This window comes from Kocuria sp. HSID17590 (genome assembly GCF_003989485.1).
GTDB classification, from domain to species: Bacteria; Actinomycetota; Actinomycetes; order Actinomycetales; family Micrococcaceae; genus Kocuria; species Kocuria salsicia.
The window spans coordinates 18,514-43,610 of the sequence record NZ_RBMB01000008.1 but is presented as its reverse complement, the minus strand read 5'-3'; the positions used below and the strand labels follow the sequence as shown (position 1 = coordinate 43,610).

Genomic DNA, 25,097 nt, shown 5'->3' with positions numbered 1-25,097 from the left:
CACCATGACCCCGGAACCCGCAGCATCCCAGCCAATGACCTTCGCGCCCAGCAAGGAGTTCGCGGCGCAGGCCAATGCCACCGCGGAGCTCTACGAGGAGGCCGAGGCGAAGGGCCAGGAGTTTTGGGCCGACCAGGCCCGCGACCTGCTCACCTGGTCCACCCCCTTCACGGAGGTCCTGGACTGGTCCAACCCGCCGTTCGCCAAGTGGTTCCAGGACGGCACCCTCAACGCCGCGTACAACGCGGTGGACCGCCACGTGGAGGCCGGCAACGGGGACCGCGTGGCCCTGTACTTCGAGGGCGAGCCCGGTGACAGCGCCGTCTACACCTACGCGCAGCTCAAGGACGAGGTCTCCAAGGCCGCCAACGCGTTCGAGTCCCTCGGCGTCTCCAAGGGCGACCGCGTGGCCGTGTACCTGCCCATGATCGCGGAGGCCGTGATCACCATGCTCGCGTGCGCGCGCATCGGCGCGATCCACTCGGTGGTCTTCGGCGGCTTCTCCGCGGACGCCCTGCGCTCGCGCATCGAGGACGGCGAGGCGAAGCTCGTGGTCACCGCGGACGGCTCCTACCGCCGCGGCAAGCCCACCACGCTCAAGCCCGCGGTGGACGCCGCACTGGAGAAGGGCGGGGAGACCGTCAACCACGTGGTGGTCGTCAAGCGCAACGGCGAGGACGTCGCGTTCCAGGACGGCCGGGACGTGTGGTGGCACGACGTCGTGGGAGAGGCCTCCACGGAGCACACCCCCTCGGAGCAGAACGCCGAGGACCCGCTGTTCATCCTCTACACCTCCGGCACCACCGGGAAGCCCAAGGGCATCCTGCACACCACCGGCGGCTACCTCACCCAGGCGGCGTTCACCCACAAGTACGTCTTCGACCTCAAGCCGGAGACGGACGTCTACTGGTGCACCGCGGACGTCGGCTGGGTCACCGGCCACACGTACATCACCTACGCGCCGCTCGTGAACGGTGCCACCCAGGTGATCTACGAGGGCACCCCGGACTCCCCGCACCGCGGCCGCTTCTGGGAGATCGTGCAGAAGTACGGCGTGAGCATCCTCTACACCTCCCCCACGGCCATCCGCACCATGATGAAGTGGGGCGAGGAGATCCCCGCCGAGTGGGACCTCAGCTCGCTGCGCCTGCTGGGCACCGTGGGCGAGGCCATCAACCCGGAGGCGTGGACCTGGTTCCGCCGGGTGATCGGCCAGGACCACTGCCCCATCGTGGACACGTGGTGGCAGACCGAGACGGGCGCCATGATGATCTCCCCGCTGCCCGGCGTGACCGCGACCAAGCCGGGCTCCGCGCAGGTTCCGCTGCCGGGGATCGCGGTGGACGTCGTCGACGACGCCGGCACATCCCTGCCCAACGAGACGGACGGCTTCCTGGTGGTCCGCGAGCCGTGGCCGTCCATGCTGCGGACCATCTGGGGCGACGACGAGCGCTTCGTGAACACCTACTGGGGCCAGTTCGGGGACAAGTACTTCGCCGGCGACGGCGCCAAGCGGGACGCGGACGGGGACATCTGGATCCTGGGGCGCGTGGACGACGTCATGAACGTCTCCGGCCACCGTCTCTCCACCCCGGAGATCGAGTCCGCGCTGGTCTCCCACCCGTCCGTCGCGGAGGCGGCCGTGGTGGGCGCCAAGGACGAGACCACGGGCCAGGCGGTCTTCGCGTTCGTGATCCTCTCGGACCAGGCCACCGCCGAGGACCGGGACAAGACCGAGCTGGCGGAGGAGATCCGCGGGCACGTGGGCACCGAGATTTCCCCGATCGCCAAGCCCAAGAAGGTTCTGATCGTCCCCGAGCTGCCCAAGACGCGCTCCGGAAAGATCATGCGTCGCCTGCTCAAGGACGTCGCCGAGGACCGCCCCGTGGGGGATGTCTCCACACTCGCGGACCAGACGGTCATGCAGCAGATCGTGGACTCCCTGGGCGAGTAGCCAGCGCCCCGTCCGGGTCCGCCACCGGCGCGGCCACGGTACGGCACCACCCACGACGCCGCCGCGGCGCCTCTCGCACGGGAGGCACCGCGGCGGCGTCGTGGCGTCCCACCCGCGCCCGGCGGAACGCGCGTCGGGCCCGTGCCGAGCTGATGTCGTGCGCGCGTCGTGTTCAATGGGGCCATGAACGAGCTACCGGTCTACGTCCTCAACGGCCCCAACCTCAACACCCTGGGCACCCGCAGGCCCGAGGTCTACGGTCACGCGACCCTCACGGACGTGGAGGCGAACGTGCGGGCCCGCGCCCAGACCTACGGGCTGGACGTGGTCTTCGAGCAGTCCAACTACGAGGGCCAGATCGTGGAGTGGATCCAGCAGGCGCGCACGCAGGCCTGCGGGATTGTCATCAACCCGGCGGCCCTCACGCACTACTCGGTGGCAATCCACGACGCGCTGGAGATGTGCGAGGTGCCGGTGGTGGAGGTCCACATCTCCAACGTGCACCGGCGCGAGGCCTTCCGCCACACGTCCTTCGTGTCCCCGCAGGCCACCGCGGTGATCGCGGGCGCGGGGATCCTGGGCTACGAGTTCGGCGTGGACGTTGTCGCCCAGCATCTCGGGCTGCGCTGAGCCCTCAGGGGCAGGGGCGCTTCCCCGGGCCAGAGCGCTGCCCGCATGACGACTCTTCCGGACCACGACGGCGCGCGGACGACGACGGCGCCCGGGTCCTGCCGCCGCGCCGGCCACCTCGCGCGGCCCCGTGGGCGCACACGGCTCAGGAGGCCACGCACTGACCCGTGGAGACGGCCTGCGTGGACTGCTCGGCGGCGTCCAGGATCTCGGTGACACGGGCCACCGGGATGGCGTAGCCCACCTGGTCCGTAACAGCCTTGGCGAACACCACACCCACGACGTGGCCCGAGTCGTTGAGCAGCGGCCCACCGGAGTTGCCCTGCTCCACGTTGCCCGCGAACTGGATGATGCTGCGGGTCTGGGTCTCGCCGGTGGTCACGTTCTGCACCGGGGCCACCGCCTCGCCCTGCACGGTGGCGGGACGCAGCGTGTACGGACCGCCCAGCGGGTAGCCCGCGAAGGAGACCGTCTCGCCCTGCACCGCGGAGTCCTCCAGTGGCAGCGGTGTATCCGGGAGATCGGGGACGCGCAGCACCGCGAGGTCGGAGGCGGCGTCGTACTGCACCGTCTGCGCGCGGTAGACCTGCCCGTCCCTTGTCTGGACCACGGGCTGGTCCACTCCGGCCACCACGTGGGCGTTGGTGACCACGGTGCCGTCCTGCGCCACGAAGCCCGAGCCCGTCTGGTTCTGGGCGCACTGCGCCGCGGTGCCGTAGACCTGCACCACGGACTGGCCGGCGTCCGCCACCACCTGCGAGTCGGGGGTGTCCTTCGGGTCCGGGACGGCCTGCGTGGGGAACAGCAGCTCATCCAGCTGACGGATGCCCTGGGAGCCGCTCACCGCGTTGCGGGTCTGGGTCATGGCGTTGCGCACCGGTTCCGGGGTGAGGCGTTCGATGCCGCGCAGCACCTGGGAGGACGCCACCTGCTGGGACAGTGCGGGCAGGCCCATCTGTCCCACCAGGGAACCCAGCAGCGTCATGATGATCCCGGCGACCGCCACGTTGAGCACCGCCCCGCCCAGCCGGTCGAGCACCCCCAGCCCCGTCTTCTCAGTGATCCGGGCCAGGGCGCCGCCCAGCGTGGAGCCGAGGTACTGGCCGAGGCCCAGGAGCACGAGCACCGTGAGCAGCACGGCGGGAATCCGCCACTCGCCGCTCACGTAGGCGGCCACCACGGGACCCGCCCAGAACGCCACCACGGCGCCGAGCACCAGCCCGGCCAGGGAGGCGGAGGAGCGGAAGAACCCCCGGCGGAAACCCGCCACCAGGTACGCGATCAGCACCAGGACGAGCAGCACGTCCAGAAGGTTCAGGGACAGACTCATGGAGGTCCTCACGGTGTGGGGGCACGCGGGGATCGGCCACGTGTGGAGCCGAGCATACGGCGGGGGCCTGGGCAAAGCGTGCACCGCCGGTGGGAGAAGCGGGCGGCGCTGCCACCGCAGAGCTCCCCGGGTGTTCACACTGGGCACAACGCAGGAGTGGCCACGAGCGGTGTGAAACTCGTTACGATGGACCGTAAGCACGCATGCACCCCTGCGGGGTGCCCCCCGACTTTGGTGAGGAGATACACCTTGGATACAGACGTCCTGCGCCGCGCTCCCCTGTTCGCTTCTTTGGACGACGAGGCGTTCGCCGCTCTGACCGAGGAGATCACGGAGGTGGATCTCTCCCGCGGTGCCACCCTGTTCTACGAGGGCGACCCGGGAGACCAGCTCTACTTCATCGTCTCCGGCAAGATGAAGCTCGGCCGCACGGCCAGCGACGGCCGCGAGAACCTGGTGGCCGTCATGGGCCCGGGTGAGATCTTCGGCGAGATGGCCCTGTTCGACCCCAGCCCCCGCTCCACCTCCGCCACCGCGGTCTCCGAGACGCGACTGGCCGGGCTCAAGCACGAGAACCTGCGCAAGGTCATCCAGCGCTCCCCCGAGGTCTCCGCCCAGCTGCTGCAGGCCCTGGCCCGCAGGCTGCGCCGCACCAACGAGAACCTCGCGGACCTCGTGTTCTCGGACGTTCCCGGGCGCGTGGCCAAGGCTCTGCTGGACCTTGCGGACCGCTTCGGGCGCCCCGCCACGGACGGCATCCTGGTGGCCCACGAGCTCACCCAGGAGGAGCTCGCTCAGCTGGTCGGCGCCTCGCGCGAGACCGTGAACAAGGCGCTCGCCGAGTTCGTGCAGCGCGGCTGGATCCGCCTGGAGGCGCGCGCGGTGGTCATCCTGGACCTGCAGCGTCTCAAGCAGCGCTCGCGCTGACGCGTTCCCCCTGATCCGACGACGACGCCCGCGGCACCTGCCGCGGGCGTCGCCGCGTGTGCGGACGGGCCCGGTCGACGCCGCCCCGCCCGCCGCGGCGGGAGTCAGGCGTCGAGCACCAGGACGGGCTCGTCGTCGCGCAGGTCCAGGCGCGGCACCTTGACCCGCAGGTCCCGACGGGCGGCGAGAAACGCCATGGCCGAGCTCGCCTCCGCCACGGCCTCCACGGCGCACTGCACCCCAGGAGTTGTCAGTTCGTTGAAGTCGAAGTGCCAGGGGTCGTCGGTCTGGGCGCTCTCCTCGCTCTCCTCCCGGAAGAGCTCGGGCAGGGGCGTGGCCCAGGGGTCGTCGAGCAGCGTGCGGGCGTCCACCCAGCCGAGCCAGGCACGCCCGCGCTGCGTGGCCAGCGGGGACTCGCGCTGGCCCACGGGAACCGCCGCGGCGAAGAACTGCAGGTCCACCCGCTGGTGCACGAAGTCCGAGGTCATCCAGTGGGACAGCGGGCGCAGGCACTCGCTGTGGAACGCCATGCTGCGTTTGGCGAGCAGGTCCGCGAAGGAGATGTCCTCGGAGGCCAGCTGCTCGCGGGAGCGCATCCAGTCCACGCCCTCCACGTTCTCGGCCACCCCGTGGGCGGGCGCGCCCGCGAAGAGGATGCCGGTCTCCACGAACGTCTTGCGCGCCGCGGTCACCACGCTGCGCCGGGCGCGGCCGATGTCGTCGGAGAGCAGCTTGTGGGCCCACTCGGAGGAGCTCGGACCGCGCCAGTCGAGGGGCTCGTCGTCGCTCGTCTCGGTGATCCCCCCGGGAAAGGAGAGCGTGCCCATGGACTGTCGCCCGGGGCGGTGGAGCATGAGGGTCTCCACCCCGTTGTCCCCGTCCCGGACGAAGACCGTGGCGGCGCCCCGGCGCGGTGCCGCACCGTGCATCCCGAGGCCGCGCTCCATCCAGGCGCGGGCCGCCTTGCTGTAGGAGCGGGGGATCGCGAAGATCCGCTCCCCCGACGGCGCGCCGCCCATGCTCAGCCGAACTCGACGATCAGTTCGACCTCCACCGGGGAGTTCAGCGGCAGCACGCTCACGCCCACCGCGGAGCGCGCGTGCACGCCGGCGTCACCGAAGACCCGGCCGAGCAGCTGGGACGCACCGTCCACCACCGCGGGCTGCGCGAAGAAGTCCGGGGCGGAAGCCACGAAACCCGTGACCTTCACGATGCGCCGGATGCGCTCCAGCTCGCCGATCTGCGACTTCACCGCCGCGAGCGCGTTGAGCGCGCAGCGTTCTGCGAGCTCCGCGGCCCGCCGCGGGTCCACGGTGCCCTCGGCACCGCTGTCGCTCACCACACCGGTCTGCGGCAGCGAGCCCGAGACCAGGGGCAGCTGGCCCGCGGTGTACACGTGGTTGCCGCTGGTCACCGCCGGCGCGTAGGCGGCCAGGGGTGCCGCGACGTCGGGCAGCTGCAGCCCCAGCTCCGCGAGCCGGTCCTCGTACCTGTCACTCATGTCCGGGTCCTCCCGCGCCGCGTCAGTTCTTGGGGCGCTTGAAGTAGGCGATGGGGTTGGTCTGCACCGGCGCGTTCATGTTCGCGGCGGGGGTGTCCGCGGCCTGGGTGCCGGGCAGCACGGTCACGAGCTCCCAGCCGTCGTCACCCCAGTTGTCGAGGATCTGCTTGGTGGCGTGGATCATCAGCGGAACGGTTGCGTATTCCCAAGTGGTCATGGCCACCACCCTACTGGCCGGGCGGGCCCGGCGCGCGTCCCCGGTCCCGGGGAGATCACAGTGTGACCGCAGGTTCGGATACACGGATCCACCCGCCCCCGGCTTGTACACTGGCGCAATGGCATCACGCAACAACTCGGGCTCCGAGCCCACGTCGGTACTGGGCAACGTGGTGGCGTTCATCGCCGTTGCGGTGGTCACCGGCGTGGTCGCAGCCGGGCTCCTGGTCCCCCCCGCCGCGGCAGCCGGGCTGGCCGCCAACGCGTCCATCGGATGGTTCAAGTCCCTGCCCGCGGACATGGAGACGGGCCCGCTCTCCCGCGCCTCCACGGTTGTTGCGAAGGACGGTTCCGAGGTCGCCAAGTTCTTCGCCCAGAACCGGGACCCCGTGCCCCTGGACGAGATCTCCCCCAACATGCAGAAGGCGCTGCTGTCCATCGAGGACCGCGACTTCTACGATCACGGCGCGGTGGACCCGTGGGGCATCGTGCGCGCCATCGGCAACAACCTGCTGCGCCCGAGCAACCGTCAGGGCGCCTCCACGATCACGCAGCAGTACGTGAACAACCTCATCATCGACCAGCAGGTGCGCAACGGCGAGCAGGCCAGCACCATCGGCGCCGACAAGGGCGTGGTCGACAAGATCAAGGAGATGAAGCTCGCGCTGTCCATGGAGCAGGAGAAGTCCAAGGACGAGATCCTCGAGGGCTACCTCAACATCGTGCTCTTCGGCGGCTCCAACTACGGTGTCGAAGCGGCGTCGCAGTACTTCTGGGGCATCCACGCCTCGCAGCTGAGCGTTGCCCAGTCCGCGACCCTCGCGGGCATGGTGCAGTCGCCGAACACGTACAACCCCCAGGTAAACCCGGAGCTGTCCACGCAGCGTCGCAACCTGGTGCTGGACACCATGGTCCAGACCGGGTCCATCACCCGCGCGGAGGCGGACAAGGCCGCCAACGAGCCGATGAACCTCGACATCCACACCACGAGCTCCGGGTGCTCCGCAGCGAAGACCGCGCCGTACTTCTGCGACTACGTGGAGAACGAGGTCATGCAGTCGGACGCGTACGGCACCACGCCGGAGGAGCGGCTGGCCACCCTGCAGCGCGGTGGTCTGACGATCACCACCACACTGGATCCCACCGCGCAGAAGGCGGCGGACACCCAGGTCAACCAGACGCAGCCCAAGGACAACAACCCGGACAGCGTCTCCACGTCCCTGATCTCCCTGGAGCCCGGCAGCGGGCACATCGCCTCCATGGCGCAGAACACGAACTACTCCGCCGCTGAGGGCGACAGCAACACCACCTACAACTTCAACGTGGACACGTCGATGGGCGGCGCCGGCGGGTTCCAGGTGGGTTCCACGTTCAAGCCGTTCACCCTGGCCCAGTGGATCAACTCGGGCAAGGGGGTGAAGGCCAGCATCGACGCCCGCAGGCTGAGCTACCCGGCGGACTACAAGTGGAAGGCTTCCTGCCTGCCCAACGGGTACAAGATCGAACCGGGCACCGACGGCAACGGCCTGACCTTCCAGAACGCCACCGAGGGCTACCAGAAGGTCATGGACGTGGACTACGGCATCTACAACTCCATCAACTCCGCGCTGTACGCGATGGCCGCAGACCTCGACCTGTGCGAGATCGGCGACCTGACCAAGGCGCTGGGCATCCACGACGGCAAGACCGGCGACCCCGTGGACACCACGGTGCTCTCCTCCCTGCTGGGTGGCTCGGCGGACATCTCCCCCATGACCATGGCCCGCGCGTTCTCGGCCTTCGCGAATGACGGCGTGATGTGCGAACCCCGCGCCGTGACCAAGGTGGTGGACGCGCAGGGCAAGTCGTACGACGTCGGCAACGACTCCTGCAAGCAGGTCATCAAAAAGGAGGTCGCCCAGGGCGTGAACTACGTGCTGGAACAGGTGCTCGTGAGAGGGTCCGGCTACCAACGCTCCATCGGCCTGCCCGGCGCGTCCGCGGCCAAGACTGGTACCACGGACAACTCCACCCAGACGTGGATGGTGGGCTACACCGAGGGCCTGTCCACGGCATCTTGGGTGGGCAACTACCAGTCCGGCTCGCGCTCCCTGAACGGCCTGAACATCGGCGGCCGCTCCGGTGGCTCCGGTACCGAGTGGGTGGACGGTGCCACGTACGCCGGTGGCCAGTGGCAGAACTACATGAAGGAGATTGCGCCGCGCTACAGCACCGACGCGTTCTCCTCGCCGCCCGCCAGCGTGCTGTCCACGAGCAAGTAGTGGCCTCCGCCAGCACCGGGCCCGCCCCGGCCCCGCGCCAGATCACCGCGGCCGGGGCGGGCCTGTTCGCGGCAGGGACCGGGACGCTCGCGTGGGCTGTGCTCGGGGAGCGTCGGCGGTTCCAGCTGCGCCAGGAGACGGTGCGGGTCCTGCCCACCGGTGCCCGGCCCCTGCGCATCCTGCACATCTCGGATCTGCACACGGTGCCGGGCCAGGCGGCGAAGCTGCGATTCATGCACTCGCTCGCTGCCCTGCGACCGGACCTGGTGATCGACACGGGGGACAACCTGTCCCACTTGCAGGCGCTGCCCTACCTGCTGGAGATCCTCGACCCGCTCTTCGCATTCCCGGGGGTCTACGTGCCGGGGTCCAACTGCTACTTCGCCCCGCAGCCCAAGAACCCCACCCGCTACCTGTGGCGCACCTCCGCGGCGGACCGCGCCGGGCAGGACGAGGCACCGCAGCTGCTGCCCACCGCGCAGATGCACCGGGCCTTCGACGAGCACGGCTGGACGGGTCTGATCAACCGCGCGCTGCGCCTGGAGGTGGCCGGGACCGTGATCGACTTCTCCGGCGTGGACGACCCGCACCTGCACTACGACCGCCACCCGGGCTTCCCGCAGGACCACGAGACCCCCGCGGACGTGCGCATCGGGGTGGCCCACGCACCGTACCTGCGCACCCTGGACCGCTTCGCGGCGGACGGGGCAGACATCGTCTTCGCGGGCCACACCCACGGCGGGCAGGTGTGCCTGCCCGGCGGCCGCGCCCTGGTGAGCAACTGCGACCTCGACCCCGCGATCTGCAAGGGACTGATCGAGCACCGCGGGGTGACCGTGAACATCTCCCAGGGACTGGGCGAGTCCCGCTTCGCCCCGGTCCGCCTGTTCTGTCCGCCCCAGGCCGTCCTGGTCACGCTCACGGACTGAGGGACGACGACGCCGCGTGGCTGCCGCGGCGTCGTCGTCAGCCCTCGGTTCCGGGGCCGGGCAGGGCGCGCGCCGCCGCCCGTGCCACCGGGACCGCGGAGCCCGCGGAGCCCGCGAGCAGGCACCACACGAACCCCGTGGTCTCCCCCACCCCGGCCACGCGGGCCACCGCCGGTGCGAGGAACGAGAGCACGAACGGCACCGCGAAGCCCACGTAGGTGAGGGTGTAGAACACGCCGATCAGGGCACCGAGCTCGTGCGGGCGGGCCATGAGCTCCACCTCCCGCAGACCGGCGACCATCATGAACCCGTAGCTGACCCCCAGCAGCACGCCCGTGGGGATCGCGAGCCAGCTCAGGTGCCACGCGACCGTGAACGCGCCCAGGACCAGGCCCGCGCTCGCTGCCCCCAGCCCGGTGACCGAGAGCGGCAGCCAGCCGCCCTCCCCCAGCCGCGCAGCCAACGGCTGGACGAACACACCCGTGAACATCACCACCGAGGCCACGAGCCCCAGGTAGGCGATGGGGAAACGCACCGACGACAGCGTGAACAGGGGGATGCTCGCGAAGGCCACGGTGGCCGTGCCGAAGACCCACGGCGCCCAGGCGGCGATCACCCAGAAGAAGCGACCCGTGAGGGCGACCGGCGGCACGAGCGGCTGCCGCGGACGGGCGCCCCGCGCCACCGGCTGGGTCTCGGGAACGCGCCAGACCAGTGCGGCCCCGGCAAGGACGAGCACCAGGTGCACCACGAACGGGGTGACCTGCGGGGCGGGGAGGAACTGCGCCAGCAGACCGGCGGCGAGCGGACCCGCGCCGAAACCGGCGGAGAGCACCACGGTCGCGCGGCGGGGTCCGGCCCCGGGACGGTCGGTGCTCAGCTGCTTGACCCACGCGGATCCGGAGGACATGGCCATGCCCACCCCGAAGCCCATGATCCAGCGGCCCAGGTAGAGCAGCCAGTCGGAGGTCTGGGACGCCGCGGCCAGGATCAGCGACGCCGCGAAGACCACCGCGAGCGCCGGGCGCATCACGGCCCGCCGCCCCCGGTGGTCAGACACCGGGCCGAAGACCAGCAGAGCGGGGACCAGGCCGGCCGCGTAGATCCCGAGCATCCCCGTCACGAACGACTCCGAGAGGCCGTCCTGCTCCCGGTAGACCTCCAGCATGGGCGCGAAGAGATTGGCGCCGAACCCCACAGTGAACATGGCCGCGCCCACGCGGCGCCACGTGCGCGGGCTGATCGCCGCTTCCGCCGAGTGCTCCATGGCTGCGAGCGTACCGGGCGGCCCGCCCGGGATTTCGCATTCCCCGAATCCTGACGCTATGCTGGAGCAGTTGTTCGCGGAGTTCCTCCGTGGGACAGCGGGATGTGGCGCAGCTTGGTAGCGCGCGTCGTTCGGGACGACGAGGTCGCAGGTTCAAATCCTGTCATCCCGACCAGAATCCCCTTGCACCTGTCCGCAGGAGCAAGGGGATTTTTTCATGCCGGCCTGTCCTTCAAGCCCGTGTCGTCCCCGGCAGCCTTTCGCCCCGTCGATCCCACCCACCGCCCGCCAGGTTCTCTCCGCACGGCGCGGAACTCGGCGGATGCCCCGCTCCACCCCAGGTGTGTGGCGCAACGGTCCAAACCGATGTGGTGAAATCGGAGCATGACCTCGTTGCCCCGTTCCCGCCCGTTCGCACAGGTGGACGTGTTCTCCGCCGACCCCTACCTGGGCAACCCCGTGGCAGTGGTCCTGGACGGCTCCGACCTCACGGACGAGCAGATGGCCCGCTTCGCGCGCTGGACCAACCTGTCCGAGACCACGTTCGTCCTGCCGGCCACCACGACGGACGCGGACTACCGCCTGCGCATCTGGACACCCCACGGCGAACTCCCCTTCGCTGGCCACCCCACGCTCGGCTCCGCGCGCGCATGGCTGCGGGCCGGGAACGACCCGCGGGTCGCGGGCACGCTGGTCCAGGAGTGCGCCGCGGGTCTCGTGCGCATCCACGCTCCTTCCTCCGGTTCCTCCGAGGACGACGACGCCGCACTGTCCTTCGAAGCCCCGCCCACCGTCCGTTCGGGGGACCTGGAGGACGACGTCCTGCGCACGATCGTCGAAGGTCTCGGCATCACCGCCCGGGACGTGCTGGCGCACCAGTGGGTGGACAACGGCCCCGGCTGGGCGGCCGTGGTGCTCGACTCCGCCGATAAGGTGCTGGCCCTCGACCCCGATGTCGCAGCCCTCGGCGCGCACAAGGTGGGGGTCGTGGGGCCCGCCCCAGAAGGTTCCGCGCACCGCTTCGAGGTCCGCGCCTTCGTCCCCGGCGCCCGCGGCTACGAGGACCCGGTGACGGGAAGCCTCAACGCGAGCCTGGCCCAGTGGCTCATCCGCACGGACCGCACGCCCCGCGAGTACGTGGCGCGGCAGGGCACCCGGCTCGGGCGGCGGGGTCTCGTCCACGTCTCGTCCCTTGGCGAGGACGTTCTCGTGGGCGGGGCGTGCACCGTGTGCGTGAGCGGGAGCGTGCTGCTGTGAGCGCGCAGCTGCACGTGGTCTTCGACGGCAACTGCGGGTTCTGCACGCGCGCCGTCGGGTGGGTACGGGTCCTCGACCGTCACGGGAGGATCGAGCTGCACGCATCCCAGTGCCCGGGCGTCCTGGAGCGCTTCGGCCTCACCCCGGAACAGGCGGACAGCTCGGTCTGGGCGGTACGGGACGAGACCACCAGCGGCGCCCACGCCGTGGCCGTCGTCCTCGACACCGCGCTCGGAAGACGGCTCGTCGAACGGGTCTACCGGCTGCCGCTGGTCGGGCGGACACTGGAGGCGGCCTACCGCTGGGTCGCCGAGCACCGGCACATGTTTCCCGGCGTCACCCCGTGGTGCGAGGCGCATCCGGGGCAGTGCGGATCCGCCGGGCAGGCCTGACCTCCCCCTGAGCACCCGGTGCGGTCACGGGGTGGCGAGCGCCGCGCGCGAGGTCGGTGCGGTCGGGCAGGGGCCCTGAGGTCACGCCGGCAGGGCGGTGCGCAGCGCGCGGGCTGCTGCGGCGACGTCGTCGGCCTCGGTGACGGCCCGCACCACCACGATCCGCGACGCACCCGTGCCGAGCACCTCGGGCAGCCGGGCGGCGTCGATCCCCCCGATCGCGTAGAACGGCGTGGCCCCGGCGTGCTCGGCGGCGTACCGCGGCAGCTCCAGGCCAACGGCGGCGCGGCCGGGCTTGGTGGGGGTCTCCCAGACCGGGCCGGTACAGAAGTAGTCGAGACCGGGGTCGGCGAGCGCGGCGTCCACCTGCGCGGTGGAGTGGCACGAGCGCCCCAGCACCACGTCGGGACCGAGAACCGTGCGCGCCTGTTCGGTGCTCAGGTCCCCCTGCCCCACGTGGAAGACGTCCGCGCCGGTCAGCAGCGCCACGTCCGCGCGGTCGTTGACGGCGAAGAGCTTCCCGTGCTCCCGGGCGACCTCCGCGAGGACCTCGATGGCCTGGATCTCCGCGGCCGCCTCCAGGCTCTTGTCCCGCAGCTGGATGATGTCCACCCCGCCCTCGTAGGCGGCGTGCAGGAACTCCCGCAGGTCACCGCGCTCGCGGCGGGCGGTGACGCACACGTAGAGGCGCGCGTCCTGCAGTGCGGCACGACGTCGTGTGCCCGGCTCGTTCGTGTGTCCCATGACGCCATCGTGGCACGAACCCGCTGCCGGTGCGCACGGCGAGCGCTCTCCTCAGCGCCGGTTCCCCGGAGACGCCGACGGTGGGCACAGCTAGACTGGGCACACTGATCGTGGTCGGCACCGCTGCCGCCCCACGAGTTCCACGGGAGCCCGCACACGTCGCACGACACCACCGCAGCGGGCTGAGAGGGCGTGAGTCGCCGACCGGTCACCTGATGCGGGTCATGCCGCCGGAGGGAGGAAGAATGTCCGAGAACGTGCCCGAGCACGTCGTCGTGGCCGGGGCCGGGCTGATCGGTCTCGCCACCGCCTTCGAACTGCGACGCCGCGGCACCGCCGTCACCGTGGTGGACCCGCGCCCCGCGTGGGGAGCCACCCGCGCCGCCGCGGGGATGCTCGCCCCGGTCGCGGAGACCCAGTACGGCCAGGAACCGCTCTACCCGCTGATGCGCGCCTCCGCCGCCGAGTACCCCCGGTTCGTGGAGCGGGTCACCGCCGCCACCGGTCTGCCCACGGGCTACCGCACGGAGGAGACCCTGGTGGTCGCCGCGGACGCCGCGGACGCCCGCTCCCTCTCGGACCTCGCCTCGCACCAGATCGCCTCCGGCATGGACGTCCAGGAGATCCCGGTGCGGGAGGCCCGGTCCCTGGAACCCGCGCTCGCGCCGCGCCTGGCCGGAGCGGTGCGCATCGTCTCCGACCGCCAGGTGGACCCCCGGCTGCTCGCCTCCGCCATGGTGGAGGCGCTGAACGCCGCGCACCTCGAGACCGTCGAGGGCGCCTCGGACCCCGGGCCCGCACGGTGGTTCACCAGCAAGGTGGACTCCCTGCTGACCACCTCCGGAAGGATCCGCCAGGTCACGGGCGTACGCCTGGACAGCGGCGAGCAGATCCCCGCGGACGCCGTGGTGCTCGCCACCGGTCTCACGGCCAGCACCGTGGGCGGTCTGCCACAGGACCTCGACCTGCGCCTGCGCCCGGTCTTCGGGGACATCCTGCGGCTGCGCGTGCCCGAGTCCGTGCTCGCCCCCGGGGAGGAGCACCTGCTCTCCCGCACGGTACGGGCCCAGGTGCTCGGACGGCCCGTCTACGTGGTCCCCCGCGAGGACCACACCCTGGTGCTCGGCGCCACCAGCCGCGAGGACGGGCGGGAGTCCGTGCTGGCCGGCGGCGTCCACCAGCTGCTGCGCGACGCCCGCACCGTGGTGCCCGCGATCGACGATTGCGACGTCCTCGAGATGATGGCCCGCGCCCGGCCCGGCACCCCGGACGACCTCCCCTACCTGGGCCGGACCTCCGTGCACGGACTGGTCGTCAGCACGGGCCACTTCCGTCACGGCATCCTGCTGACCCCGGTCGCGTCCCGACTCGCGGCGGAACTCGTCACCGGCGTGCTCGACCCGGGCGTGGAGCACGGCGCGGACGGGGAGTTCCTCGCCTCGACGGATCCCGCCCGGCACTCGCAGGCCGACCCAGACACCGCTTCGCTCGACCACCCCCACATCTCGGGAGGACTCGCATGACCACCGACCCCTCGCACCCCTCGCCCTCGGCGGTGACGACGCCGCCCGCCCCCTCCGCGGCGCAGGGCACCGCGACCGTGAACGGCTCCCCCGTGGCGGTCCACGAGGGGCTCACGCTCACGGATGCCGTCGCCCGGCTCACCGGCCGTGAGATCACCCCGGTCGGCACCGCCGCGGACGGTCACCCCCTGGGGATCGCCGTGGCCGTGGACGACACCGTGGTCCCCCGGTCCCTGTGGGCCGCGACGCCCGTGGCGCCGGGGCAGAGCGTGGAGATCGTCACCGCGGTGCAGGGAGGCTGAGCATGAACGCGCAGAACACGCAGGACACGCCCTTCACCGTGGCCGGGGTGGAACTGTCCTCCCGGCTCATCATGGGAACGGGCGGGCTCACCGACCTCGCCATGCTCGAACGGGCGCTGACCGCCTCGGGGACCGAGCTGACCACGGTGGCGCTGCGCCGCTTCGCACCCGGCCGCGCGGCGTCGTCGCCGGATGGCGACGCGTCGTCCGGCGGAAGGCCGCAGGACAGCCTGTACGGCATCCTGCGGCGCAACGGCATCCGCGTGCTGCCCAACACCGCCGGCTGCTACACCGCGCGGGACGCCCTGCTGACCGCTGAGCTGGGGCGTGAGGCGCTGGAGACGGACTGGGTCAAGCTCGAGGTCATCGCGGACGAGGACACCCTGCTGCCGGACGGCGTGGAGTTGCTGGACGCCACGGAGAAGCTCGTGCGCCGGGGCTTCACCGTCTTCACCTACACCTCCGACGACCCCGTTCTCGCCCTGCGTCTCGAGGACGCTGGGGCATCGGCCGTGATGCCGCTGGGCGCGCCCATCGGCACGGGGCTGGGCATCCTGAACCCGCACAACATCGAGCTCATCGCGTCCCGCGCCTCGGTGCCCGTGGTGCTGGACGCCGGAATCGGCACGGCCTCGGAGGCGGCGCTGGCCATGGAGCTCGGCTGCGACGCCGTGCTGCTCGCCTCCGCGGTGACTCGCGCCCGGGACCCGGTGGCCATGGCGCAGGCCATGAAGCACGCCGTGCAGGCCGGGCGGCTGGCCCGGGGCGCGGGGCGGATCGCCCGGCGCACCCACGCGCTCGCGTCCTCGCCCATGGCCGGGCGGATCGTCCCCGCGGACGACGACGCTCCCCGCGGGGACTGGCCCGCCCGTTCCGTCGCGGAGGCGGCGGGTGAGCCGCTGTCCGGCGGCGAGCCCGCACCGGACTGTGGCACGGCGGCATCCTCCGACGCCTCCCGCTCCCCTGAGGCATCGCAGGGGACCGCTCAGCGGGAGTCGGGCGCGGACAGCGAGCGCGCGACGTCGTCGTACCCCGCGCCCCGGGACGTCCTCGACGATCCCGCACCGGGCGGGAGCCCCATCCGATGAGCGCCGGGACCCCCTTCGAGCCCCTCGTGGGACCCGCGGAACGCCTCACGCGGGAGGAGCTGGAACGCTACTCCCGCCACCTCACGCTCGAGCGCTTCGGACCGGAGGGTCAGCGGCGGCTCAAGAACGCCCGCGTGCTCGTGGTCGGTGCCGGCGGCCTGGGCGCGCCCGCGCTGCAGTACCTCGCCGCGGCGGGTGTGGGAACCCTGGGGGTCGTGGACGACGACGTCGTCTCCGTGTCCAACCTGCAGCGCCAGGTCATCCACACGGTCGAGGATCTCGGGCGCCCCAAGGTGGACTCCGCGGCGGACGCCGTGGCGCGGCTCAACCCGCTGGTGACCGTGCGCACCCACGACACCCGCCTCACCACGGAGAACGCCCTGGAGATCCTGGGGCAGTACGACCTCGTGCTGGACGGCGCGGACAACTTCCCCACGCGCTACCTCGTGGCCGACGCCGCGGAGCTCACCGGCACCCCCGTGGTGTGGGGCTCTATCCTGCGCTTCGACGGCCAGGTCTCCGTCTTCTGGCCCGGGCACGGTCCCGTCTACCGCGACCTCTACCCGGAGGCTCCCCCGGCGGGCTCGGTCCCCTCGTGCGCGGAGGGCGGTGTGCTCGGTGTGCTGCCCGCGGCCATCGGGTCGGTCATGGCCACCGAGGCCCTCAAGCTGCTGACCGGCATGGGCGAACCGCTCGTGGGGCGGGTGCTCGTCCACGACGCGCTCGCCCAGACCTGGCGCACCCTCACCGTGCTGCCGGACCCCGAGCGGCAGCCGGTCACCGACCTCTCCGAGGTCATGGTCGCGTGCGGACTGCCGGGTCCCGACGACGGCGCGGCGCCGCTTTCCGGCCGCGGCGGCCCCGGCACGTCTGGAACCCCAGGGGGCTCAGGGTGCTCAGGGGGCTCAGGCCAGCCCGGCGCTCCGCTGGACCCGTCCGCGCCGCCGGCTCCGAGCGCCGTCGAGACCGTGGACGCCGCCGAACTGGCCACCCTGCTCGCGGCCCGAGAACGCGGGGAGTCCGCGTTCACGCTCGTGGACGTGCGCGAGGACTGGGAGCGCGAGCTCGTGTCCATTCCGGGAGCGGTCTCCGTTCCGCTGGACCGGCTGCTGTCGGAAGGCGTTCGCGCGCTGCCCGCCGGGACCGAGGGGGACGTGATCCTGCACTGCAAGGCCGGTGTGCGATCCGCCCGGGCGCTGGCCGCCCTGCGATCGGACTACGCGATGCGCGAGGACAGTGTGAAGCACCTGGACGGTGGCATCCTGGCCTGGATCGACGCCGTGGACCCGTCCCTTCCCAGGTACTGACCGGCCGAGGCTGCGTCGAGCTGGTGACCCGCGCCGCCCCCGACACACAAAAAGTGCAGCTTTCGACGTCTTCCAGCAGGAATTCGTCGAAAGCTGCACTTTTGCCGCGCGGGCCGACTCAGTGGCTCAGCCCAGCAGGATCACGTCCAGGGTGCGGGGACCGTGCACCCCCTCCACTCGTTCGAGCTCGATGTCCGACGTCGCTGAGGGGCCCGAGATCATGGTGGTCGGCACGGTGGGCTCCACCCGCGAGATCGCCTCGGGGATCAGCTCCACCACGGTCTCCAGCGGCACGATGCAGATGTGGTGGTCGGGTACGAGCGTGATGGCCCGGCGCCCCTCGTCCGGACGTCCCGACAGGAAGATGGTCCCCGTCTGGGCGCACGAGACGGTCGAGGAAGTCACCACGGCGTCCACCCGGTTGAGCTCTCGCACGGACAGCGCGGAGGCCCCCCGGGAGTCGTTCGGGTCCACGATCACGCGTCGTGCGGCGGTGTCCTCGGGCAGCAGGGCGGTGTCGAAGCCCTCGGGGATCACGTACCGCGCGGACGCCCCGAGCTGGCTGGCAATGCGCTCCGCGACGGTCTCCGCCGTCTCTCGGAACACGTTCGCCTTGTAGTCCAGGAGCCGGTCCTCGAGCATGTCCACGATCTCCTCGCGGCTCAGCTCGGAGTGCCGCCGGTAGGCCCGAGGGATTTCGGGTGCCTGCGGATGGTCCGAGAGCGCGCCCGCGAGCCGCTCCAGGATCTCGGTCTTGGCGTCCGTGCTCATGCCTGCTCCCCGTTCTCTTCCGTGCGTCGCCCGGCGTTCCGGTCGTTGTGCTCGGTGGGGTCGGCGTTCGCCTCCGAGACTCCCCCGGCGACGTCGTCCGCTCTCGCTCCGGAAACCCCGGAGGACTCCCCACCGGCGGACCCACCACCAGCGGCACTGCTCTTACCGGCGGCACTGCCCCGGCTGGACGCAACGCCCTGGCCGGCTGCACTGCCATCCGCGGGCGCGGAGCGATCCGACCCGGGCACCTCCGCCCGGGCGTCAAGCGTCGCGCCGTCCCGATCCAGACGCTGGGCCGTCTCGTCCTCGTGCTTCTTCCACCAGTTGCGGAAGGACTCCTTGGGCGGCTCGGGGACGTCACGCTGCTGGGTCCAGCCACCCACCATGCCGGGGAGCCAGCCGATCGCGTGGTCCCGTCCCGCTACCACGCGGCCCAGAGGCAGGGCGCGTTCGGCCAGGGACATGCGCTGACCCGAGGACATCACGAAGGACGCACCCTTCATCATCGCGTCCATCTGCGTGGGAAGCCCGCGCGTGGGAACGGCATCGCGCATCCGGCGGCCGACGCGCCGCGCTTTCGTGGAGAGGTCCTTGAGCGTCCCTTCTTCGGGCGCGCCGTCCTGTCCGCCGTTGCCCTCGTCCGCGGTGAGGGACTTCTCCTCGCGCCACTCGTCCCCCGCGGTGATCGCGGGATCCGTCGAGGTGGGCGCTGGGGCGGCCACGTCCGTGCGCTCCCCGTGCTGCGTGCGGACGTCCTCGTCCCGCAGGTGCACGAGGATCTCGGGGATGTTGATCTTCACGGGACACACCTGGTAGCAGGCCCCGCACAAGGAGGAGGCATAGGGCAGGGAGGCGTTCTCCTCGGAGGTGATGCCGGTGAGCTGCGGGGAGAGGATCGCGCCGATGGGCCCCGGGTAGGTGGAGCCGTAGGCGTGGCCGCCGACCTGCTCGTACACCGGGCACACGTTCAGGCACGCCGAGCAGCGGATGCAGTGCAGCGCGGAGCGTCCCTCGGGATCCGAGAGCACCGCCGAGCGGCCGTTGTCCAGCAGCACCACGTGCACGTTCTGGGGCCCGTCGCCGGGTGTGACACCGGTCCACAGGGAGGTGTACGGATTCATGCGCTCACCGGTGGAGGAGCGCGGAAGCAGCTGGAAGAAGACCTCGAGGTCCTCGTAGCTGGGCAGCAGCTTCTCGATACCCATCACCGTGATCAGCGTCTCGGGCAGGGTGAGGCACATGCGGCCGTTGCCCTCGGACTCCACCACGGACAGCGTTCCCGTGTCCGCGATGCCGAAGTTCGCTCCGGAGATCGCGACCTTGGAGGTCAGGAACTTCTCGCGCAGGTGCTTTCGGGCCGCCTCGGCCAGCACGCGCGGCTCGCTCGTGAGCTCGTCCGTGGTCTCGGTCATCTCGTTGCGGAAGATCTCGCGGATCTCCTCGCGGTTCTTGTGGATGGCGGGGACCAGGATGTGAGAGGGCTTGTCCTTGCCCAGCTGCACGATCAGCTCGGCGAGGTCCGTCTCCGTGGCGGAGATGCCGTGCTCCTGCAGGTGCTCGTCCAGCCCGATCTCCTGGGTGGCCATGGACTTGACCTTGATGACGTCCGTGACCTCCTGCTCCTGGATCAGGCTCGTCACGATGGCGTTGGCCTCGTCCGCATCCCGCGCCCAGTGGACGACGCCGCCCTGCGCGGTGAAGTTGCGCTCGAACTCCTCGAGCAGCTCGGGAAGGTGCGCCATGACCATTTCCTTGGTCGCGGACCCTGTGTCGCGTAGCGCCTGCCAGTCGGGGACCTCGCCCACCACGCTCGCGCGCTTGGCGCGGATGGAGTGGGTGGCGTGCCGGATGTTGGCGCGCATCTGCTCGTTCTGCAGCTCTTTCTTGGCGGCCTGTGGGAAGGCCACCTGAGCGTGAAGGTTGCCCTGGCCGTGGACGGGGCGCACGGCGGGCATGCCCAGGGACGTGATACTCATCGGGTGGCTCCTACCGGGGCTGCCGACCGGCGGCCGGGCTGGGGGATGGACAGTTCCACGGGCCCGTCCACGATCAACGGGTTGGCGCGGGTGGACGCGAGGATCTCCGCGAAGTGGACCGTCTGCACGTCCAGCTTCCGCTTGGAGGCGGCTCCGCCCAGGTGCATGAGACAGGAGGCGTCCCCGCCGGTGCACAGGGAGGCACCGGAGTCCACGATGTTGCGCAGCTTGGCATCCGCCATGGCGCCGGAGACGTCCGGGTTCTTGAAGGAGAAGGTGCCGCCGAAACCGCAGCACTCCTCGGCGTCCGGCAACTCGTGGAACTCGATCTCCTCCACGGAGCGCACGAGGTCCTTCTGGCGGTCCCCGAGCCCGAGCAGGCGCATGCCGTGGCAGGACGGGTGGTAGGTGACGGGGTGGGGGAACCAGGAGCCCAGCTGGGCGGCCGAGTCGGTCACGCCGAGCACGTCCACGAGCAGCTCCGAGAGCTCGTAGGTGTTCTCCGCAACCATGGCCGCGTCCTCGGCGAGCGCGGCGTCCCCGCACTGCCGCGCGACCAGCGGCTGCTGGTGGCCCAGGGAGGCGACGCACGAGCCGGAGGGCGCCACGGCGACGTCGTAGTCCGTGCTGGTGAAGGCCCGGACATGGTTGCGGATCACGGGAACGGCGTCCTCGAAGTACCCGCTGTTGATGTGCATCTGGGAGCAGCAGCCCTGCCCCTGGGGAAACACCACCTCGTGTCCCAGCCGCTCCAGGATCCGCACGGTGGCCAGTGCCACCTTCGGATACATGGCATCCACAATGCACGTGGCGAAGAGCGCGATTCTCATGTTGTGGTCTCCCAACCGTCTGCTCTGGTCATCGTCGGCCTCGGTCCATCTCTGCGTCCAGGCCAGGCTACGCCCGTGAACCGGATCACAACAATGCGCGCACGCGGCCGCGGACATCCGCCGGACGCGCTCGTCATCTCACGAATCACCGGGCGCCACGCCTTAATCGTGTGACCTGGATCATGTACACTGTGTGGTCGGACCACTGTGGCCTGACCACTTATCCTACGACCGGTTCCGGACACGGTGCACACCGCTCCGGCCAGAACCGCCCCACCCCGAGAACTGCGGTTCCGATCCACCCCTCACCCCTTGGAGATCCTGTGACCACCTTCACCGCCGTGACCGATGCCGTGGGAGGCAGCATCGGCCTCTCCGCCCTGGTGGGCTGCCTCCCCCTGCTGACCTTCTTCGTGATGCTGCTGGCCTTCCGCGCCAGCGCGTACGTGGCCGGGCTGACCTCCCTGGTGGTCGCCCTGGCCGTGGCGATCCTGGGCTTCGGCATGCCCACCCAGCTCGCCCTGCTCACCGCCACGCAGGGTGCCGTCTACGGCCTCTTCCCGATCGTGTGGATCGTGGTCATGGCCCTGTGGTTCTACCAGGTGACCGTGCTCTCGGGGCGCTTCGAGGACCTCCGCACCATCTTCGACACCATCGGCGGCGGTGACCTGAGGATCCAGGCCATGCTGATCGCGTTCTGCTTCGGCGGCCTGCTGGAGGCACTGGCCGGCTTCGGCGCGCCCGTGGCCATCACCGCGACCATGATCCTGGCCTTGGGCCTGAAGCCCCTCAAGGCCGCCACCCTGGTGCTGATCGCCAACACCGCCCCGGTGGCCTTCGGCGCCATCGCCATCCCCATCACCACCGCGGGCGCGCTCACGGATCTGGACCCCGCGCACATCGGTGCCGTCGTGGGCCACCAGGCACCTCTGTTCGCGTTCGTGGTCCCCTTCTTCCTGCTGCTCATCGTCGACGGCGCCCGCGGCCTCAAGCAGGCCTGGCCCGCCGCGCTCGTGGTGGGCGGTAGCTTCGCGATCGCGCAGTGGTGGTGCGCCACGCACTTCTCCTACGAGCTCACGGACGTCGTGGCGTCCCTTGTAGGCCTCGCCGCGGCCGTGGTCCTCATGCGGTTCTGGCGCCCCAAGGGTGCCGAGGCTGTGCGCGCGGACCTGGGCGTGGAGAAGCCCGAGAGCGCCGCGGTGCTCACCCCGGGCCGCATCTGGATGGCCGTGCTCCCCTACGTCCTGGTGGTCGTGATCTTCGGCATCGCCAAGCTGTGGACCACCGGCGTCAACGTCCCCAAGGCCCTGGCCACCACGGATGTGAAGATCCCCTGGCCCGGTCTGCACGGCCACCTGCTCAACGCCAAGGGTGAGGCCATCACGGGGACCGTCTACAACTTCCAGTGGCTCTCCAGCCCCGGAACCCTGTTGCTGATCACGGGGCTGCTGGTCACCATCGTGTACTGCCTGTTCAACCACAACGGCATGTTCCGCCTCTCCGTGGGCAACGCCATCGCGGAGATCGGGCGCTGCTTCTGGAAGATGCGCTTCTCCGCGCTGACCATCATGGCCGTGCTCGCCCTGGCCTACGTGATGAACTTCTCGGGCCAGACCATCGCCATCGGCACGTTCGTGGCGGGTCTCGGCGCGGCCTTCGCCTTCTTCTCACCCGTCCTGGGCTGGGTGGGCACCGCGGTCACCGGCTCGGACACCTCCGCCAACGCGCTGTTCGCCAACCTGCAGAAGACGGCGGCGCTGGGCTCCGGGCTGGATCCCCACCTGATGACGGCGGCCAACACGTCCGGCGGCGTGGTGGGCAAGATGATCTCCCCGCAGTCGCTGGCCATCGCATCCACCGCCGTGGGCATGCAGGGCAAGGAGTCCAGCATCTTCCGCTCGGTCGTGCCGTGGTCCCTCGGCATGCTCCTGGTGCTGTGCTGCCTGGTGTTCCTGCAGTCCAACGTCCTCTCCTGGATGCTGCCGGCGGCCTGAGCCGCATCGGTACAGTGAGGCGTCCCGGCCCGTCACCGCTGCTCGCGGTGGCGGGCCATCGCGTGCAATCCCCTGGGAGGAACCATGAGCACCGCCCCCGCCTACACCGTGGTGCTGGACTGGCTCGAGACGCAGCTGCGCTCGGGCGAGCTGCGGGTGGGCGACAAGCTGCCCGCCGAGCGCACGCTCGCCGAGGACTTCGGGATCTCGCGCGCCTCGGTGCGTGAAGCGGTGCGGATCCTGGCGGCCATGGGGCTGGTGCGCTCCGCCACGGGCTCCGGACCGCAGTCCGGGGCCACGGTCATCTCGGACCCCTCCGCAGCACTGGGCTGGGCGCTGCGCATGCACATCGCCACCCGGTCCCTGCCGGTGGGGGACGTGGTGAGCACCCGCGTGCTGCTGGAGACGCAGTCGAGTCTCGACGCCGCACGCTCGGACGTGCCGGAGCGCACCGCCGTCCTGGAGCAGGCGACGGCGCTGCTGGACCGCATGGACCGCCCGGACGTGGCCGACGCCGAGTTCCACTGCCTGGACGCGCAGTTCCACTTCCAGCTGGCGTCCCTGGGCGGCAACGTGGTGCTGGAGACGATCATGGCGTCGCTGCGCGAGGCGACCATCGGCTACGTGCAGGAGACCGTGGCGGCCACCTCCGACTGGCCCGGGGTGCGTGCGGGACTGCAGCACCAGCACCGGGAGATCCTGCGGGCCACGCTCGATCGGGAGGGTGAACTGGCGGCGCGGCTGCTGCGCGAGCACATCCTGTGGTTCTACGCGCTCGTCCCGGACGAGGCCGGGAGCACCGGCTCCGAGTGAGCGGGTTGCCCCGGCACCCCCTGGTCGGAGGGCACCGGGGCCAGATCCGCCCACGCTCGGGCTGCTGACGCGGCGGGAGCCCTCGGAGCTGCGCGCGAGGTGATCCAGGCCTCGCGGAACTCGTCCGGGGGTGGGGTACAAGGGCCCCCGCCGCGAATCCAGCGGTCCACTCCCCGGGAGCTCGGTGCGCCGTACAGTCGCCCATCCCCCGGGAGCGGTGGACACCGGGTCAGGGCGTCCACCATCCACTGTGCCGCACGCGGCGTTCGAAGGGCTATGGCCATCCGGCCAGACCTGGGCCTTGAAACTGGGCAGAACCTGGGAATCAGGGGCGGCCCGCGTCGTCGTCGTCGAGAGCGGGCTTCACGAGGCCCCACTCGATCCCCGCGATCAGCACCTGGACCCGGTCCCGCACGGCCAGCTTCTCGCACAGTCGGGAGACGTAGGCCTTCACGCTGCCGTGCGAGACGGACATCCGCTCGGCGATCTCGGCGTTGTTCAGCCCCCGCGCTATCGACTCCAGGGTCTCTAGCTCCCGCGGCGCGAGCTGCGGCGCACCGGGAAGCGGGCCGGTGGCCCACAGCCCCGAGGCGTGCGCGACCGCCTCCCGCCGGCTCCTGCGCCGCACGGACGGCACAGGCACGTCCCCCAGCACGTTGTTCGCCAGCGAGCTCGCCACGGACGGAGACAGCGCAAGCTCGTCCTCCCGCACCAGGCTCGCGGCCGAGACAATCTCGTTGTGCCGCGCATCCTTCACCAGGTAGCCGGAGGCCCCGGCACGCAGCGCGGGCACCACGTACTCCAGGGTCGAGAACGTGGTGAGGGCGAGCACCTTGGTGCTCGGGCACTGCCGCACGATCTGCTCCGTGGCCTCGATCCCGTCCATCCCCGGCATGCGGATGTCCATCAGGACCACGTCCGGCTGCAGCGCGAGGCACTTCTCGACGGCCTCGGCGCCCTCCCCCGCTTCGCCGACCACTTCGAAGCCCGGCTCGGCGCGGAACAGGTTGGCCAGTGCATCCCTCATGAGCGGGTGGTCGTCGACGAGGAGGAGTCTGCACAAATCCATGAGGCGATCATAAGCT

The 25,097-nt window shown here is 71.0% G+C and carries 22 protein-coding genes, 1 tRNA gene, 1 pseudogene and 1 riboswitch; of the genes and pseudogenes, 14 read left to right on the top strand and 10 right to left on the bottom strand.

Annotated elements, in window-relative coordinates; all coding sequences use genetic code 11:
* Positions 1–4: 4 nt before the first annotated feature.
* Positions 5–1,954, top strand: coding sequence for an acetate--CoA ligase (gene acs / locus D8M39_RS04225; RefSeq protein ID WP_126874485.1), 1,950 nt, complete (start codon positions 5–7; stop codon positions 1,952–1,954).
* Between the two features lie 183 nt (positions 1,955–2,137).
* The gene (aroQ, locus tag D8M39_RS04220) at positions 2,138–2,584 is read left to right on the top strand and encodes a type II 3-dehydroquinate dehydratase (RefSeq protein WP_055082321.1); all 447 of its coding nucleotides are present in this window, start codon (positions 2,138–2,140) and stop codon (positions 2,582–2,584) included.
* Positions 2,585–2,729: 145 nt separating this feature from the next.
* Here the strand turns inward: aroQ and D8M39_RS04215 are convergent, their stop codons facing one another.
* On the bottom strand, positions 2,730–3,914 hold the full coding sequence (locus tag D8M39_RS04215; RefSeq protein WP_126874484.1) for a MarP family serine protease: 1,185 nt from the start codon (positions 3,912–3,914) through the stop codon (positions 2,730–2,732).
* A 249-nt stretch (positions 3,915–4,163) separates the two neighbouring features.
* On the opposite strand from D8M39_RS04215, the gene D8M39_RS04210 reads away from it, so the two are divergent.
* On the top strand, positions 4,164–4,841 hold the full coding sequence (locus D8M39_RS04210) for a Crp/Fnr family transcriptional regulator (RefSeq protein WP_055082317.1): 678 nt from the start codon (positions 4,164–4,166) through the stop codon (positions 4,839–4,841).
* Between the two features lie 104 nt (positions 4,842–4,945).
* Here the strand turns inward: D8M39_RS04210 and D8M39_RS04205 are convergent, their stop codons facing one another.
* The 3 genes from D8M39_RS04205 to D8M39_RS04195 are packed head-to-tail and all read right to left on the bottom strand — an operon-like array spanning position 4,946 to position 6,559.
* Positions 4,946–5,860, bottom strand: a complete 915-nt coding sequence (locus D8M39_RS04205; protein WP_055082315.1) for a hypothetical protein — start codon at positions 5,858–5,860, stop codon at positions 4,946–4,948.
* Between the two features lie 2 nt (positions 5,861–5,862).
* Positions 5,863–6,342, bottom strand: coding sequence for a RidA family protein (locus tag D8M39_RS04200; protein WP_055082313.1), 480 nt, complete (start codon positions 6,340–6,342; stop codon positions 5,863–5,865).
* Between the two features lie 22 nt (positions 6,343–6,364).
* Positions 6,365–6,559, bottom strand: a complete 195-nt coding sequence (locus D8M39_RS04195) for a hypothetical protein (RefSeq protein WP_055082311.1) — start codon at positions 6,557–6,559, stop codon at positions 6,365–6,367.
* Positions 6,560–6,677: 118 nt separating this feature from the next.
* Here D8M39_RS04195 and D8M39_RS04190 point away from each other — a divergent pair, with 118 nt between their 5' ends.
* Both D8M39_RS04190 and D8M39_RS04185 read left to right on the top strand, forming a co-directional pair.
* Positions 6,678–8,819, top strand: coding sequence for a transglycosylase domain-containing protein (locus tag D8M39_RS04190; protein ID WP_126874483.1), 2,142 nt, complete (start codon positions 6,678–6,680; stop codon positions 8,817–8,819).
* Positions 8,819–9,748, top strand: coding sequence for a metallophosphoesterase (locus D8M39_RS04185; protein WP_126874482.1), 930 nt, complete (start codon positions 8,819–8,821; stop codon positions 9,746–9,748). The genes D8M39_RS04190 and D8M39_RS04185 overlap by 1 nt, the downstream gene beginning before the upstream one ends.
* A 37-nt stretch (positions 9,749–9,785) precedes the next feature.
* Here the strand turns inward: D8M39_RS04185 and D8M39_RS04180 are convergent, their stop codons facing one another.
* Positions 9,786–11,015, bottom strand: coding sequence for an MFS transporter (locus D8M39_RS04180; protein ID WP_126874481.1), 1,230 nt, complete (start codon positions 11,013–11,015; stop codon positions 9,786–9,788).
* A 98-nt stretch (positions 11,016–11,113) separates the two neighbouring features.
* Here D8M39_RS04180 and D8M39_RS04175 point away from each other — a divergent pair.
* From D8M39_RS04175 to D8M39_RS04165, 3 genes are all read left to right on the top strand, one after another.
* A tRNA-Pro gene (locus tag D8M39_RS04175) sits at positions 11,114–11,190 on the top strand.
* 209 nt (positions 11,191–11,399) lie between these two features.
* Entirely contained in the window at positions 11,400–12,272 is an 873-nt protein-coding gene (locus D8M39_RS04170; RefSeq protein ID WP_126874480.1) for a PhzF family phenazine biosynthesis protein, read from the top strand.
* Complete coding sequence (locus D8M39_RS04165; protein WP_232300180.1) at positions 12,269–12,664, top strand: thiol-disulfide oxidoreductase DCC family protein; 396 nt, start codon at positions 12,269–12,271, stop codon at positions 12,662–12,664. Before D8M39_RS04170 ends, D8M39_RS04165 begins: the two co-directional genes overlap by 4 nt.
* Positions 12,665–12,745: 81 nt before the next feature.
* On the opposite strand, the gene thiE is transcribed toward D8M39_RS04165, so the two are convergent.
* Entirely contained in the window at positions 12,746–13,408 is a 663-nt protein-coding gene (gene thiE, locus D8M39_RS04160) for a thiamine phosphate synthase (RefSeq protein WP_094395093.1), read from the bottom strand.
* A gap of 132 nt (positions 13,409–13,540) precedes the next feature.
* A riboswitch (TPP riboswitch) is annotated at positions 13,541–13,664 on the top strand.
* On the opposite strand from thiE, the gene thiO reads away from it, so the two are divergent.
* The 4 genes and pseudogenes from thiO to moeB all read left to right on the top strand — a co-directional run bounded on the left by thiO (position 13,624) and on the right by moeB (position 17,628).
* On the top strand, positions 13,624–14,931 hold the full coding sequence (gene thiO / locus D8M39_RS04155; RefSeq protein ID WP_332308002.1) for a glycine oxidase ThiO: 1,308 nt from the start codon (positions 13,624–13,626) through the stop codon (positions 14,929–14,931). (Overlaps the previous riboswitch by 41 nt.)
* On the top strand, positions 14,928–15,233 hold the full coding sequence (gene thiS / locus D8M39_RS04150; protein ID WP_126874479.1) for a sulfur carrier protein ThiS: 306 nt from the start codon (positions 14,928–14,930) through the stop codon (positions 15,231–15,233). The genes thiO and thiS overlap by 4 nt, the downstream gene beginning before the upstream one ends.
* A 2-nt stretch (positions 15,234–15,235) precedes the next feature.
* A pseudogene (locus D8M39_RS04145) lies at positions 15,236–16,057 on the top strand (thiazole synthase); the annotation flags it as partial.
* A gap of 260 nt (positions 16,058–16,317) precedes the next feature.
* Positions 16,318–17,628, top strand: coding sequence for a molybdopterin-synthase adenylyltransferase MoeB (gene moeB, locus D8M39_RS04140; RefSeq protein WP_126874478.1), 1,311 nt, complete (start codon positions 16,318–16,320; stop codon positions 17,626–17,628).
* A 126-nt stretch (positions 17,629–17,754) separates the two neighbouring features.
* Here moeB and D8M39_RS04135 read toward each other — a convergent pair whose 3' ends face one another.
* Genes D8M39_RS04135 through D8M39_RS04125 form a run of 3 tightly spaced genes read right to left on the bottom strand, consistent with a single transcriptional unit; the run spans position 17,755 to position 21,205 of the window.
* The gene (locus tag D8M39_RS04135; RefSeq protein WP_055082296.1) at positions 17,755–18,399 is read right to left on the bottom strand and encodes an LUD domain-containing protein; all 645 of its coding nucleotides are present in this window, start codon (positions 18,397–18,399) and stop codon (positions 17,755–17,757) included.
* Positions 18,396–20,375 (bottom strand): lactate utilization protein B, encoded by a 1,980-nt coding sequence (locus D8M39_RS04130; RefSeq protein ID WP_055082295.1) that lies wholly within the window; start codon positions 20,373–20,375, stop codon positions 18,396–18,398. The genes D8M39_RS04135 and D8M39_RS04130 overlap by 4 nt, the downstream gene beginning before the upstream one ends.
* Positions 20,372–21,205, bottom strand: coding sequence for a (Fe-S)-binding protein (locus D8M39_RS04125; RefSeq protein ID WP_055082335.1), 834 nt, complete (start codon positions 21,203–21,205; stop codon positions 20,372–20,374). Before D8M39_RS04125 ends, D8M39_RS04130 begins: the two co-directional genes overlap by 4 nt.
* A 323-nt stretch (positions 21,206–21,528) precedes the next feature.
* On the opposite strand from D8M39_RS04125, the gene D8M39_RS04120 reads away from it, so the two are divergent.
* Together D8M39_RS04120 and D8M39_RS04115 are read left to right on the top strand one after the other, a co-directional pair.
* Positions 21,529–23,199: an L-lactate permease gene (locus D8M39_RS04120; protein ID WP_094395101.1), complete on the top strand. Its 1,671-nt coding sequence runs from the start codon at positions 21,529–21,531 to the stop codon at positions 23,197–23,199.
* 84 nt (positions 23,200–23,283) lie between these two features.
* Positions 23,284–24,012: a FadR/GntR family transcriptional regulator gene (locus D8M39_RS04115; protein ID WP_094395103.1), complete on the top strand. Its 729-nt coding sequence runs from the start codon at positions 23,284–23,286 to the stop codon at positions 24,010–24,012.
* Positions 24,013–24,337: 325 nt separating this feature from the next.
* On the opposite strand, the gene D8M39_RS04110 is transcribed toward D8M39_RS04115, so the two are convergent.
* Positions 24,338–25,081, bottom strand: coding sequence for a response regulator transcription factor (locus tag D8M39_RS04110; protein ID WP_055082289.1), 744 nt, complete (start codon positions 25,079–25,081; stop codon positions 24,338–24,340).
* Between the last annotated feature and the right edge of the window lie 16 nt (positions 25,082–25,097).